This window comes from Phycobacter azelaicus (genome assembly GCF_014884385.1).
Classification (GTDB): Bacteria; Pseudomonadota; Alphaproteobacteria; order Rhodobacterales; family Rhodobacteraceae; genus Phycobacter; species Phycobacter azelaicus.
Genome location: NZ_WKFH01000003.1, coordinates 3,063,702 through 3,077,283, shown reverse-complemented (window position 1 = coordinate 3,077,283; position 13,582 = coordinate 3,063,702). Strand labels below are relative to the sequence as shown.

At 58.0% G+C, this 13,582-nt stretch carries 15 protein-coding genes; 4 read left to right on the top strand and 11 right to left on the bottom strand.

Annotated features, from left to right (window positions below; all coding sequences use genetic code 11):
• Positions 1 to 8: 8 nt before the first annotated feature.
• From INS80_RS15895 to INS80_RS15875, 5 genes are read right to left on the bottom strand one after another with little or no spacing between them, the layout of a single operon-like run.
• Entirely contained in the window at positions 9 to 659 is a 651-nt protein-coding gene (locus INS80_RS15895) for a histidine phosphatase family protein (protein WP_192966562.1), read from the bottom strand.
• A gap of 3 nt (positions 660 to 662) precedes the next feature.
• Entirely contained in the window at positions 663 to 1,673 is a 1,011-nt protein-coding gene (locus tag INS80_RS15890) for an NAD(P)H-dependent flavin oxidoreductase (protein WP_192966561.1), read from the bottom strand.
• Positions 1,674 to 1,704: 31 nt separating this feature from the next.
• Positions 1,705 to 2,520: an SDR family NAD(P)-dependent oxidoreductase gene (locus tag INS80_RS15885; protein WP_192966560.1), complete on the bottom strand. Its 816-nt coding sequence runs from the start codon at positions 2,518 to 2,520 to the stop codon at positions 1,705 to 1,707.
• 11 nt (positions 2,521 to 2,531) lie between these two features.
• A complete protein-coding gene (locus tag INS80_RS15880) occupies positions 2,532 to 3,647 on the bottom strand; it encodes an acyl-CoA dehydrogenase family protein (RefSeq protein ID WP_192966559.1) in 1,116 nt (371 codons plus the stop codon).
• 5 nt (positions 3,648 to 3,652) lie between these two features.
• Positions 3,653 to 4,828 carry an acyl-CoA dehydrogenase family protein gene (locus tag INS80_RS15875; RefSeq protein ID WP_192966558.1) on the bottom strand — a complete coding sequence of 392 codons (1,176 nt, stop codon included), beginning with the start codon at positions 4,826 to 4,828 and terminating at the stop codon, positions 3,653 to 3,655.
• Positions 4,829 to 4,968: 140 nt separating this feature from the next.
• On the opposite strand from INS80_RS15875, the gene INS80_RS15870 reads away from it, so the two are divergent.
• From INS80_RS15870 to INS80_RS15860, 3 genes are all read left to right on the top strand, one after another.
• Entirely contained in the window at positions 4,969 to 5,964 is a 996-nt protein-coding gene (locus INS80_RS15870) for an NADPH:quinone oxidoreductase family protein (protein WP_192966557.1), read from the top strand.
• Positions 5,965 to 6,134: 170 nt separating this feature from the next.
• Positions 6,135 to 6,587 (top strand): type II 3-dehydroquinate dehydratase, encoded by a 453-nt coding sequence (gene aroQ, locus INS80_RS15865; RefSeq protein WP_192966556.1) that lies wholly within the window; start codon positions 6,135 to 6,137, stop codon positions 6,585 to 6,587.
• Entirely contained in the window at positions 6,584 to 7,339 is a 756-nt protein-coding gene (locus tag INS80_RS15860; RefSeq protein ID WP_192966555.1) for a helix-turn-helix transcriptional regulator, read from the top strand. The genes aroQ and INS80_RS15860 overlap by 4 nt, the downstream gene beginning before the upstream one ends.
• Before the next feature lie 468 nt (positions 7,340 to 7,807).
• On the opposite strand, the gene tsf is transcribed toward INS80_RS15860, so the two are convergent.
• The 5 genes from tsf to INS80_RS15835 form a co-directional block, all read right to left on the bottom strand.
• Positions 7,808 to 8,683, bottom strand: a complete 876-nt coding sequence (gene tsf / locus INS80_RS15855; RefSeq protein WP_192966554.1) for a translation elongation factor Ts — start codon at positions 8,681 to 8,683, stop codon at positions 7,808 to 7,810.
• A 78-nt stretch (positions 8,684 to 8,761) separates the two neighbouring features.
• Positions 8,762 to 9,529, bottom strand: coding sequence for a 30S ribosomal protein S2 (rpsB, locus tag INS80_RS15850; protein WP_192966553.1), 768 nt, complete (start codon positions 9,527 to 9,529; stop codon positions 8,762 to 8,764).
• Positions 9,530 to 9,684: 155 nt separating this feature from the next.
• The gene (gene olsA / locus INS80_RS15845; protein WP_192966552.1) at positions 9,685 to 10,524 is read right to left on the bottom strand and encodes a lyso-ornithine lipid O-acyltransferase; all 840 of its coding nucleotides are present in this window, start codon (positions 10,522 to 10,524) and stop codon (positions 9,685 to 9,687) included.
• Positions 10,525 to 10,531: 7 nt separating this feature from the next.
• A complete protein-coding gene (olsB, locus tag INS80_RS15840; RefSeq protein ID WP_192966551.1) occupies positions 10,532 to 11,290 on the bottom strand; it encodes an L-ornithine N(alpha)-acyltransferase in 759 nt (252 codons plus the stop codon).
• Between the two features lie 104 nt (positions 11,291 to 11,394).
• Positions 11,395 to 11,577, bottom strand: coding sequence for a DUF3553 domain-containing protein (locus tag INS80_RS15835; RefSeq protein ID WP_192966550.1), 183 nt, complete (start codon positions 11,575 to 11,577; stop codon positions 11,395 to 11,397).
• A 27-nt stretch (positions 11,578 to 11,604) separates the two neighbouring features.
• Here INS80_RS15835 and INS80_RS15830 point away from each other — a divergent pair, with 27 nt between their 5' ends.
• Positions 11,605 to 12,201 carry a histidine phosphotransferase family protein gene (locus INS80_RS15830; protein ID WP_192966549.1) on the top strand — a complete coding sequence of 199 codons (597 nt, stop codon included), beginning with the start codon at positions 11,605 to 11,607 and terminating at the stop codon, positions 12,199 to 12,201.
• A 61-nt stretch (positions 12,202 to 12,262) separates the two neighbouring features.
• Here INS80_RS15830 and INS80_RS15825 read toward each other — a convergent pair whose 3' ends face one another.
• On the bottom strand, positions 12,263 to 13,528 hold the full coding sequence (locus INS80_RS15825) for a glutamate-5-semialdehyde dehydrogenase (RefSeq protein WP_192966548.1): 1,266 nt from the start codon (positions 13,526 to 13,528) through the stop codon (positions 12,263 to 12,265).
• Positions 13,529 to 13,582 lie beyond the last annotated feature (54 nt).

Genomic DNA, 13,582 nt, shown 5'->3' with positions numbered 1-13,582 from the left:
ATGCTCCCTCAGCTATAGCTCATCAGTTCAGCGCGCGCGGCATCATGAAACTGCGGCACCGAATTGAATTCATGTAGAAAAAAACGCCTCTTGGACGAAATGAACCGGGTTAGGGAGGTGTTTTTTACCTGCAAGTTCAGTGTGATCATCTGGCGATCAGGAACCTCTAGCGTCGCCGCGACCAATCTCGCAATCACTCCCCCCGAGCTGACCACCAGGATCCGTTCAGCGTCACAGGCTGCAGCATGACGACGCGCCGCCTCCACACGGGCAGTGAACTGCGCCCAGGTTTCTCGGGCCGATTGGATCCCCCCATCCTGCCATTCTGCCAAAGTATCGCGCAGAGCCCGGAAGTGGGTTTTACGGTCCGTAATAACATCATCGGGGGCCTGCCCCCCGAACCGCTGGTGCAACAGGTCATGGAAGTCATATTCGTTCCACCCACTATGCTCTTCAGCCTGAACAGAAAATCCCATCTCCTCAAGGGTCTGTTTCTGGCGCGCCAGACTGCCAGTGATCGCGCGGTCCGGCTGCCAGCCCATCGCGCGCAGCGTCTCGCCAAGCAACTGACCCTGCTTTCGCCCAAGGTCACTGAGCTCATCATAGTTGTCCGCCCCGAAAGAGGCCTGACCATGCCTCACGACCAGTATCTCAGCCATGACCTAGCCCAGGAACTCAGCGGCGAGCCTCGCTCCCGCGGCGCGATACTCACGGTCGATCCGATCAACCAGGTCGCCAGTCGAGCACACCTCTTTGACCGCACCAATTCCCTGCCCCGACCCCCAGATCTCTTTCCAGGCTTTGGGTTTGGAGGATCCGCTGCCAAAGTTCATCGACGTTGAATCCGCAGTCGGGAGGTTATCGGGGTCAAGGCCCGCCCTAACAACAGAATCTTTCAGATAGTTACCCCAAACGCCTGTAAACAATGAGGAATAGACGATATCTTCGGCGCTGCTGTCGACAATCATCTGTTTGTATTCACTCTGAGCGTTGGCTTCGTGCGTGGCAATGAATGGTGAACCGGCGTAGCCGAAATCCGCCCCCATGGCACGCGCAGCCAAAAGAGACTCCCCGGTGGCAATTGCACCCGACAGCGCGAGAGGGCCATCGAACCAGCTCCGAATTTCCCGGATCAAGGCTAGGGGCGATTGTTGTCCGGCATGCCCGCCTGCTCCGGCAGCCACGGCAACCAGCCCATCCGCACCCTTCTCGATCGCCTTTTTGGCAAAACGGTTGTTGATCACATCGTGCAGCACAACACCACCGCAGGAATGGGCCGCTTCATTCACCTCGGGACGCGCGCCAAGCGAGGTGATCCAGACTGGCACCTTCCAGCGGGTACAGATTTCGAGATCACGCTCAAGCCGCGCATTGGAGCGATGTACAATCTGGTTCACCGCAAAAGGCGCGGCCGGGCGATCCGGGTTTTCCTGATTATGGCGGTCTAGTTCCTCGGTGATCTGCTTAAGCCAGGCCTCCAGCAACGGCGGCTCATCTTCCGCTTCGCGTGCATTCAGCGCAGGAAAGGCACCAATGATCCCGGCCTTGCACTGAGCGATCACCAGCTCTGGCACCGAGATGATGAACAGCGGAGAGCCAATCAGCGGAATGCGAAGTCCACGCAAGGCAGGCGGCAGGTGATCTTCGTTTCGGGACCAGGTGGTATTGTTCATTTCCAAACCTCTAAAGCCTACACTTCATGCACTAGTTCAGTGCGCTTTCAAAAATATTGTGGCCTGACATAACGTTGATGCCGCCGGACACGGGGATCACCGCCCCAGTTACATAAGCCCCCCCGCGCCCAGACAGGAAAAGCACAGCGCCGGCGATATCCTCGTCTCGACCCACGCGACCAAGGGGGACGTCCTTGCCCACCTTTTCCCGCTTGTCCGCATCGCCCGTGGCAAAAGCGGTCATGCGCGACACGAAAGGTCCCGGCGCAAGCGCGTTGACCGTGACGTGCTTGTGGGCAAGCTCCTTGGCCAGGATCTTGGACATATGGATCACAGCGGCTTTTGAGGCGGAATAACTGTACGCTCCGTCGCCCATCGGGATCTCGCCCATAACTGATCCAACGTTGATAACGCGCGCAGGGTCGTCCGCGTCGGAGGATTCGATGAGCAGTGGCAGCAGCTTTTGCGTCAGATCAAACACTCCGGCGACATTGACGTTCATCACCTTTTGCCAGGCATGATGCGGAAACTGCCCCAAGGGCGCGCCCCATGTGATCCCGGAGTTATTCATCAGGATATGCAGCGCATCGGTGCGGGATTTCACTTCTGCCACCAGCTTTTCGATACCCTCCGCGTCTCCCACGTCTCCGGCGAAACCTTCGGCGCTCCCAGAAGCCTCGAGCGCGTTAAGCTCGGCCGCAACCGCCTCGCAGGCGTCACCCTTGCGCGATGCGATCAAGACTCGCGCGCCAGCGCGTACCATGGCTTCGGCGGCCATCCGGCCAATGCCGGTCGCGCCGCCCGTCACAAGCGCTGTTTTTCCATTCAGAGCAAAGAGTTCCTGCATCTTATAATCCTTCAAAAGCCTCGCAGGCGCGCCACCCGGTCAGCGTGATAGCCATAGTCGCCGAGCCATTCCGCCGCAACGCGCGCGCGTTTCATGTAAAAACCCATGTCATAGGCATCGGTCATCCCGATCCCACCGTGCATCTGAACACCTTCACGTACCGCCAGCTGCGCTGTATCAGTGGCGCGCGCCTTGGCAAGGGAGACTGCCAGCGTGGCATTTTGAGGATCGCTGTCGAGCATACGGCCCGCGTGAAGGATGGCCGACGCCGTGAGTTCAATCTCACACCACAGATGGGCGGCGCGATGCTGCAAGGCCTGAAAGCTGGCAATGGGGACGCCAAACTGCTTGCGCTCTTTCAGGTAGCCGGTTGTCATCTCAAAGGCTGCCTGCGCCAGCCCTTCCGTTTCGGCCGCAAGTGCGGCTTGACCCGCCTCAAGACCAAACTGCAACAAACTGCCTCCGCTACCGGCCATCCCAAGGATCTCATCCCCGGACAGTTCGACGTTTTCAAAGACCAGCTCCGCTGCATCCCGACTGTCGATCATTTCAGAACTCGTGCGGCTCAGACCGCCGCGATCGGCAGGCAGGTCAAACAGGCACAGCCCATCCTCTCCTCGGGCAAGAACCAGGACGTGAGAGGCATTGCTGCCACCCACCACAAATCGCTTCTCACCATTCAGGACATAGCCGTTGCCGCGTTTTTCCGCCTTCAGCTCAATATGCTCTGGGTCGAACTTAGCTTTTTCGTCAAGCGCAAGAGCATAGGTTCGTGCGCCGGATGCAATTTCGCCAAGGGCCAACTGGCTGCGCGGATCATCACACCGTCGCAGAACAGTCGCCGCGATGACCGCCGTGCTTAGAAACGGGCTGACAGTCAGGTTCCGCCCCATTTCCCGCGCCAGAACATGTGCCGCAGCATGGCCCATGTCGGCACCTCCAGCGGCCTCTGGAACAAGTATCCCGGCCCAACCGGCCGCGACCATTTCCTGCCACAGCGCATCATCATGGGTCTGCCCCTGATCACGCAGTTCACGCAGACGAGACACGGGCGCAGATTTTTCCAGAAGCGCACGCCCGGCATCCTGCAGCATGGCCTCTTCTTCAGTCTGAACGAGTTTCACCATGCCTGTCATGCTCCCAAACCCAGAATACGACGGGAGATAATCGAAAGCATCACCTCGGATGTCCCGCCCTCGATCGAGTTGGCCTTGGTTCTGAGCCAGCTGGCCGCGCGGCCGTCCCCCCAAACAAGAGCATCACTGCCACCGGCCGCCATGACCAATTCCAGCCTGCGCTTGTTCAACTCTGTTCCGGCATATTTCAGCATCGCCGACGCATCACCCACGCCCTGCCCGCCTTCGGCCTGGTCCTTGTAGCGCTCAAGCGTCAGCTCCATTGCCAATGCGTCCACCTCGGTCCGCATCGCATCGGCACGTAGAACCGGATCGCTGGCACCGGTTTCACTTTCGGCTAGAACAGCCCCCAAAGGCCGCCCTGCGCCCATTGTCTGCCCACCTGCACTGATCATCTCGCGCTCATGGGTCAGCAGATATTTGGCCACGTCCCAGCCCCGGTTAACCTCCCCGACAACCTGTTCCTTCGGAACTTTTACATCATCAAAGAACGTCTCGCAGAAAGGCGACGCCCCCGAGATCAGCCGAATGGGCCGTGTCGTGATACCATCGCTTTTCATGTCCATAAGAACAAAGGAAATTCCCTTGTGCTTGGGCGCGTCTTTATCAGTCCGCAGCAAGGCGAAGATCCAATCGGCTTTGTCGGCGTAGGAGGTCCAGATCTTTTGACCGTTCACCAACCAGTGATCACCTTTGTCCTCGGCCCGGGACTGAACCCCAGCCAGATCCGACCCTGCGCCTGGCTCTGAATACCCCTGACACCAGCGGATTTCCCCACGCGCAATCGGCGGCAGGAACTTTTGCTTTTGCTCTTCGGTGCCGAACTTGAGCAAAGCCGGGCCCAGCATCCAGATCCCAAAACTGTCCAGTGGAGAGCGCGCGTTGAGTGCGGCCATCTCCTCCTTCAGTATTTTGTCCTGTTCTCGGCTCAACCCCGCCCCGCCATAGGCCTTAGGCCAGGTCGGCACCGTCAGGCCCACCGTTGCGCAGCGCTCCAACCACAGCTTTTGCCCCTCGCACGCGAACGTCCAGTTTCGTCCGCCCCAACAGATTTCGGCCTCTCCACCGGCACCGTCGCGCATTTCTGCGGGGCAATTCTCCTCCAGCCAGACGCGGATTTTCTTGCGAAAATCAGGCGCATCGGCAAACTCAGTGCCAGATTCTGTGGTCATGCTCTCCCCCCATGGTCCCACGTTGCGTCACTTGTTTCGCAGAGCAGAATTGCATTTCGCTATTGCATTGACAACGCTCCCCGGTGGCAGAAGACTTAACGTAACTTCAGGACAGAGATCGGCGCGAAAAGGAAGTCTCCATGAAAGCGATGATGAGCAACGAACCAGGTGGGCCACAGACTTTGGTCTGGAGCGACCTCCAGGATCCGGTGCCCGGCAAGGGGGAATTGCTGATTGAAATCAAAGCAGCCGGGGTCAATTTCCCAGACACACTGATTATTCAGGACCTTTACCAGATGAAACCCCCGCGCCCCTTTGCGCCGGGTGGTGAAATTGCAGGCGTCGTTGCAGCCCTCGGGGAAGGCGTCGAAGGCTTCTCAATCGGCGACCGGATTCTCGCCCTAACGGGCCATGGCGGGTTTGCGACCCACCTGTGCATTGACGCCGGTCGCGCGATAAAGATCCCCGATGCAATGCCGTTTGAGGATGCTGCCTGCTTCATCTTCACATATGGTACCTCATACCACGCCCTGAAAGATCGCGCGCATCTGAAACCGGGCGAAAGCCTGCTGGTTCTTGGAGCAGCCGGCGGCGTTGGCATTGCCGCCATTGAACTGGGTAAGGCAATGGGAGCAGAAGTTATTGCCGCAGTTTCCTCGGATGACAAGGCGGCATTCTGTCGTGAGGCAGGCGCCGACAAGACGCTGGTCTACAAACGCAGCCTCGACAAGGTCGAACAGAAAGAGTTCTCAAGCCAAATCAAAGCTCTGTCAGGCAAAGATGGGGTAAACGTGGTCTATGATTCGGTCGGTGGGGCCTACAGTGAGCCTGCGTTGCGCTCCATGGCCTGGGAGGGCCGCTTTCTGGTTGTCGGCTTCCCGGCCGGAATTGCACAGATCCCGATGAACCTGCCCCTTCTCAAGGGTTGCGATATTGTTGGGGTTTTCTGGGGGGCCTCGGTCTATCGTGACCCCAAGGGGCATGCGGCGAACATGGCCGAGCTTTTCTCTCTGTATGAAAAAGGCGCCATAAAGCCCCGTATCAGCGAGATTTTCCTAATGCAGGACGCCGGAAAAGCATTGGAACTCGTGCAAGACCGCAAGGCCTTGGGCAAAATTGTTCTGCACAACGAATAGAAGCAACGCGGACCAGGCGGAGCGACCGATGTTCCGGCAGTCACAGGCCACGCGATGTTTACCATATCCGTTTCAGATCGGACAAAGTGCATGACCCATGCTTTTGATTGGTCGCTTTCGCAAAACTATTCCTATAGTTTCCAGCACATAGTCTGCACAGGAAAGCTGATATGCCAAGTATTCTCCTCTTGAATGGTCCTAATCTGAACCTGTTGGGCACGCGCCAGCCAGAGGTCTACGGATCGGAGACCCTTGAGATGGTCGAGCGCAGCTGTGTACAACACGCCACTTCCCTGGGTTTGGATCTGGTGTGCATGCAATCCAACCATGAAGGCGCGCTGATTGATGCGCTTCACGCCGCGCGCGGGACACATGACGGCATCATCCTAAACGCCGGGGCCTACACCCACACCTCAATCGCGCTGATGGATGCGCTCTTTTCGGTTGCACTCCCTGCAGTTGAAGTTCACCTTTCAAACATTCACGCACGCGAGGAATTCCGGCACCAATCCTACATTTCTCGTGCGGTAATCGGTCAGATCTGCGGCTTCGGGTCCCAAGGGTACCTTTTTGCCATTGACGCTCTGGCCCGGCATTTGAGTGGGGAGGCAAATACCGAATGAACCTTGCGGACTATCTGCATGTCGTTTGTGGTGCAAAGACTCTCGAAGAGCTATGGCACGCGCATGTCGCACAGATGGCCGAATTCCACTTCGACAGGCTCATTTACGGTTACACGCGGTACAAGACACCAACCTCTTTGGGAGATCCGGAAGACTTTGTCATACTCTCCAACCACTCCCCCGAATATCTGAACGGCTTTCTTCACAAGGGCCTCTATTCCAACGCGCCAATGCTGCGTTGGGCGCTTGAAAACGAAGGCGCAGGCAGTTGGCGGTTGATCGAGGAAATGGCCGAAGAGGGCAAGCTTGGGCCGGACTCAGAACGTGTCATCGCCTTCAACAAGAAGATGAACATGACCGCTGGCTACACGGTCAGCTTCTATTCGTCCTCAGCCCGCTTCAAAGGTGCGATTTCTCTGGCTGCGACACCAGGCCTTTCCCAGGATGATGTGGACGCGCTTTGGCAAGAGCATGGCGATGACATCGTCTTGATGAACAACGTGGTGCATCTAAAAATCCTGACCCTTCCCTACACGCCCCCAAACCGCGGCCTGACGAAACGCCAAAGGGAGGCTTTGGAATGGGTCGGCGATGGTAAAACAACCCAGGATATCGCCCTACTGATGGGGCTTACCCCAGCCACGATCGAAAAGCACCTACGCCTTGCGCGGGATGCGCTGGCGGTGGAGACTACGGCTCAGGCTGTACTGAAAGCGGCCCTGCAGAACCAGATGTACGTTATGGAATCATGATGTGCACATCTTGCCCACCTCCAATGCACTTCCCCTACGGAAACTCGCAAAGTGCAAGACGCCAAATAGCGTCAAATAGGTAAGGAATTCACGACTACCGAAAACGTCACCAAGACTGCAATCTGTCGTCGTTCCGTGAGTGGTGGCTTTGGCCTTGGAACTTTGGGAAACGCTCCTTGCAATATCAGGGCTCTCCGACCTGTGTGGTTGTCGGCGTTTATAGTCAACGTCGGCGGCCATGTTTAGTGGGGTCCCATCCATCCCCATCAATGGGGCCCCATTTTCATCCTGGTAGTAAGCGAGTGTCACCGCGATCCTGCGTGCGTATTCGTGGCACGACGGCAGCAAGATCCGCCGTTTTCCGTACCGACGCCCCACCCTACCGCGAGTAACCCGACAACGTAAAACACAAAAGAGCCGATGGATCTCTCCATCGGCTCAAAAAGATGTGTAACTGCGGTTTAGTGTTTAGCCTTGAGCGGCTTTTGCAACCTCTGCCGCGAAGTCTTCTTTTTCGACTTCGATGCCTTCCCCAACTTCAACACGCACAAAACCGGTCACGGTCGCGCCTGCTTCCTTGGCCGCGGCTTCCACGGTCAGGTCGGGGTTCACAACGAACTGCTGGTTCAGCAGAGTGGACTCAGCAACGAATTTCTTCATGCGGCCAACGATCATCTTCTCGATGACCTGCTCCGGCTTGCCGGATTCGCGGGCGATATCCATCTGAACCTGCTTTTCTTTTTCGACAACTGCCGGATCAAGATCAGCTTCGCTCAGCGCGGCCGGGTTCACAGCAGCAATGTGCATTGCAACCTGTTTGCCAAAGGCTTCGTCGCCGCCGGTCATCGCAACCAGAACACCGATCTTGCCCATGCCGTCGGCAGCCGCGTTGTGCACATAGGACACGACGGTTTCGCCTTCGATCTTGGCCATGCGGCGCAGGGTCATGTTCTCACCGATGGTGGCGATCTTATCGGTCAGGGTGTCAGAAACGGACTTGCCGCCCAGGTCGGCAGAGTTCAGACCGTCGACATCATCGACGCTCAGAGCGGCCTTGGCGATGCCGGAAACCATTTCCTGGAATTCGCCGTTCTTGGCAACAAAGTCGGTTTCCGAGTTAACCTCGACCGCGACGCCCTTGCCACCTTCGACAACAACGGCAACCAGTCCTTCAGCGGCCGTACGACCGGATTTCTTGGCCGCTTTGGCAAGACCTTTGGTGCGCAGCCAGTCAACGGCCGCTTCCATGTCGCCATTGGTTTCGGTCAGCGCTTTTTTGGCGTCCATCATGCCGGCGCCGGTGGAGTCGCGCAGTTCTTTTACGAGTGCAGCTGTGATTGCCATGTCAGGCTCTCCTCAAATCGAAACGGAATTGGGGCAGGAAATACCCTGCCCCTGATGTCATATCTGTGACAGCCGGGATCAGGCTTCGGCTTCCTCGGAAACCGCTTCCTCGGCCGGAGCTTCTTCCAGGGCACCAAGGTCAACGCCTGCTGCGCCCAGCTGGGCGGACATGCCGTCCAGAGCCGCACGGGCGACCAGATCGCAATACAGAGCGATGGCGCGCGATGCGTCGTCGTTGCCGGGGATGATATAGTCGATGCCATCAGGCGAGCAGTTGGTGTCGACCACGGCCACAACAGGGATACCCAGCTTCTTGGCTTCGGCGACTGCCAGGGCTTCTTTTTTCACGTCAATGACGAACAGAAGGTCCGGCACACCGCCCATTTCACGGATACCGCCCAGCGACGCCTGCAGCTTGGCCTGGTCGCGTTCCATGCCGAGGCGCTCTTTCTTGGTGAGGCCCTCGGCACCGGCTTCCATGCGCTCGTCGATCTCTTTCAGACGGTTGATCGACTGGGAAACGGTTTTCCAGTTGGTGAGCGTGCCGCCCAGCCAGCGGTGGTTCATGTAGTACTGAGCCGACTTTTCAGCCGCTTCTGCGATCGGCTGAGCCGCCTGACGCTTGGTGCCGACGAACAGGATGCGGCCGCCTTTGGCAACGGTGTCGCGGACGACCTGCAGCGCCTGGTCCAGCATCGGAACGGTCTGGGTCAGGTCCATGATGTGGATGCCGTTGCGCGCGCCGTAGATGAACGGCGACATGCGCGGGTTCCAACGCTGAGTCTGGTGGCCGAAGTGAACGCCAGCTTCGAGCAGCTGACGCATGGTGAACTCGGGAAGAGCCATGCTATTCTTTCCTTTTCCGGTTTTATCCTCGGCGGGGGTCTCAGAGCGAATGCTCCAACCGGCGGCGTGTCGGGGATGTCTCCCCCGAACAGACCAAACCCCGCCTGCGGGTTCGATGGCGCGCGTATAGGCTACCTTTGATCGGTGGGCAAGCCCTATTTTGCAACACTCTCGTGCAACCGGGCATGGCCTTCGCGCACCGCCTCCTCGCAACGGGCAGCAAGCGCCTTGCGGCTGTCGAAGTCCCGCACACGCAACGGCGGGTGATAGAGCAGCTCAACACGTCCCTGTCGTCGTGCCGCGAGGGTTTTCAGCAGGTGCGGTCCGAATTCCATATCTCCCCACCAGCCATAAAAGCGGTCAGGCTCCCCCTCTGGTGCAAAGAAAACAACGGAAACCGGCTGAACGAACATGAAGTCACGCAAATGATCACTAAAGAAGGCCGCGAACAATGTGGTCTTGAAGGGAAGAACCCGCAAGCCATCCGTCGACGTGCCCTCCGGAAAGAATAGCAGCTTGTGACCGGCTTTCAGGCGCTCCTCGAACACCAGCGTCTGCTCCTTGGCTTTTTTACGGTCTCGGTCAATGAAGACCGTTCCCGTGGCCCGTGCCAGCCAGCCGATACCGGGCCAGCCTGCAACCTCTGATTTTGAAACAAAATAGATCCGCTTTCGGGCATTCAAAGCAAAAATATCCAGCCAAGACGTGTGGTTGGCGACCACCGCCCCGCGTTCACGCATCAACTGCCCGTGCGTCGCGAAGCCGACCCCGAGAATGCGAAATGCATTGCGGCATACGAATTGGGTTATGAAGGGGGTGACGGGTCGCTGCACGCCACAAAGCGGCTGTTCAACAACGCGCACCGCCAACAGGATAACCAGCCCACCAAAAACCAATGTCCCCAGCAAGATCACCCGCACGACCACCAGAACCCACCCAATGGGTCCGATCACGATGGGATCTGGATCATCCTCGCTGTGCCAAACCGGGCTCATATCCGTCTCATCCGTCGTTCCGGCCCGCGTAAATCTTTTTCTGCCGCGCATTCATCCGCTGCGTGTCAAGGATCAGGCAAACATCTGTGGTGTTGAAGCTGTGATCAACATAGGCGCCGTCCCCGACAAAACCGCCAAGCCTGAGATAGGCCTTGATCAGCGCTGGAACCTCGACCATCGCCTTGCGACGGTCCAGCGCCTCGGGCGCGATCAAGTCCATGGACTGGTATCGGCGTGAGCGCACGCGCAGCTCTTCGGGCGCAAGGTGCCGATCGTGCAAGAGCGACAGCGGCGCTGACAAGGCGTTGATGTCGGTTCCCGGAAAACTCGCCACCCCGAATAGGACGTCGATGTTCCGTTCAGATACATACTGGGCAAGCCCGTTCCACAGGTGATACATCCCAGCCCCGCCCCGATAATCGCGATGCAGGCAGGACCGGCCAAGCTCCAGCAAGCGTCTGCCAGTAGCTTTGAGCGGCGCCAGGTCATATTCCGCTTCGGAGTAAAACTCACCGAGTTCGGACGCTCGTTCATCCGTCAGCAAGCGATACACACCAACGACCTTGTCGCTTTTCCTATCTGTCAGCAGCATATGGTCAAAATAGGGATCAAAACGGTCCCGTTCGAGACCGGCATCATGATCGACCATCTCTCCGTCGCCGCCAAGTTCACAGACGAACACTTCATAACGCAAGGCCTGCGCCGCACGCAGATCCTCCTCGCTTTTTGCAAGGCGCACAGAGAACTCAAAAGAAGGATCAGGCATGGGAGACTTCAGCTGTCATCTGCGATCGGCCCATAGCGTATCATCCGGGAAATACGCAAGAGTTTAACAAAAACGAAAACGGTTTATTAACCTATGATAAACCATTATGGCTCAAACACCGGTACCAAAGGCACCTGGCTTGCATTGAAGACAAGTTTACCTTGGTCCCTGAAATTAACGGTGATTTTGCCGGAGGCATTGGACTGCACCTGCCCGAGGCCCCATTCAGGGTGCTCGGGATGTTTCACGAACATGCCCGGAGATAGGATTGCATTGAGGTCGGTCATCACACTGGCCCAATTCGGAGGAAGAACATGGCTGTAGATAACGAAGATCTGGCCGCTTTGATAGGGTCTCGGATCTGTCATGACCTGATCAGCCCGATTGGCGCCATCAACAACGGCCTTGAACTGCTTGGCATGTCCGGAGAGGTTTCGGGTCCAGAGATGGAACTGATTTCCGACAGTGTCACCAATGCCAATGCCCGTATTCGCTTTTTCCGGGTTGCTTTTGGCGCGGCGGGCGATCAGCAGATGGGCCGTGCCGAGATCGTCTCGGTTCTTGATGACATCAGCAAAGGCGGACGGCTGAGCTTTCAATGGGCGCCGCTAGAAGGCACCAGCCGCAGCGACGTCCGCATGGCTTTTCTTGCCGCCCTTTGCCTGGAAAGCGCCCTGCCCTATGGCGGATCGGTCGCAATTCTGTGCGCGGATGGTCAATGGACGGTCATCGGCGAAGGTCGCAAGGTGAACATGGATGAGGCCCTCTGGGCGCGCCTCACGAACAAGGATGCCGATGTGGCGATCACACCGGCCCAGGTGCAGTTCGCGCTCTTGCCACAGGCCGCGGAACAGTCCGGACGGACGATCAAGGTGGACGCCATGCTGGAAAAGATCTCCATCCATTTCTGAGCGGGCCAATCCAACAACGAAAACGCCACCCAAGAGGGTGGCGTTTTGCATTTCCTTGGCCTCATGCGCGTACGGTACCGTCGCCGCGAACCAGGTATTTGAAACTGGTCAATTGCGCCGCCCCCACAGGGCCGCGGGCATGCATCTTGCCGGTTGCAATGCCAATCTCGGCTCCCATGCCGAACTCTCCGCCATCCGCAAATTGGGTGGAGGCGTTGTGCATCAGGATGGCGCTATCGAGTTCGGCAAAGAACTGGTTCGCTGCCGCCTCATCTTCCGTCAGGATGCAATCGGTGTGCTGCGAGTGATGCGCACGGATAAAGGCGATAGCCTCGTCGATATCGGCAACCTGCCGCGCCGCGATAATGGCGTCGAGGTATTCCTTGCCCCAATCCTCGTCAGATGCAGTTGCCATACCATCGGGGCCCGGCAGACCTGCCTGCGCATGAATTTCGACACCCGCTTGCGCAAGGGCCGTCAGCACGTCCTTTCCGATCGTGTCCGCAACATCATGGTGAATCAGCAGGCATTCCGCTGCACCACAGATTCCAGTCCGCCGCGTCTTGGCGTTGAGAACCACATCGAGCGCCTTCTGCGGGTCAGCGGCCTTGTCGATATAAATATGAACAATGCCCTCAAGGTGTGCAAACACCGGCACACGGGCTTCGCGCTGGACCAGCCCCACTAGCCCTTTGCCGCCACGCGGCACGATCACATCAACGTAATTGGTCATGGTCAAAAGCTCTTGCACCGCAGCGCGGTCGCGGGTCGGGACCAGCTGCACTGCATGCTCAGGCAAATCAGCAGCCTTCAGCCCCTCCACCAGACAGGCATGAATGGCGCGAGCCGAATGGAAACTTTCAGATCCCCCCCGCAAGATCACGGCATTGCCGGACTTGAGGCAAAGGGCGCCGGCATCTGCCGTCACATTGGGGCGGCTTTCGTAGATCACGCCGATCACGCCCAAAGGCGTGCGCACCCGTTGTATCCTGAGGCCTGAGGGCTGGGTCCATTCTTCCAGAACTGCACCGACCGGATCGTCCTGCCCAGCCACGGCGCGCAGGCCATCAACGATACCCTGAATGCGCGCCTCGTCCAGCATCAGCCGGTCCATCATCGCAGGGCTAAGCCCCTTTTCACGGCCAAACTCCATGTCCTTGGCATTGGCCGCGATAATCTCCTCCCGCCGGGCCCAGACCGCATCAGCCGCGGCCAAAAGCGCCTTTTCTTTGCACTCAGCGCTGGCCACTGCCAAGTTTGCAGCTGCTAACTTTGCGTTTTTGCCAAGCCTGGCCATGACGGCCTTGATATCACTGTTGTCTTTCATCGGTTCTGCCTTTGACGCCCTCGCGCAGACACTACTGCGAAACCCGAGGGAAAT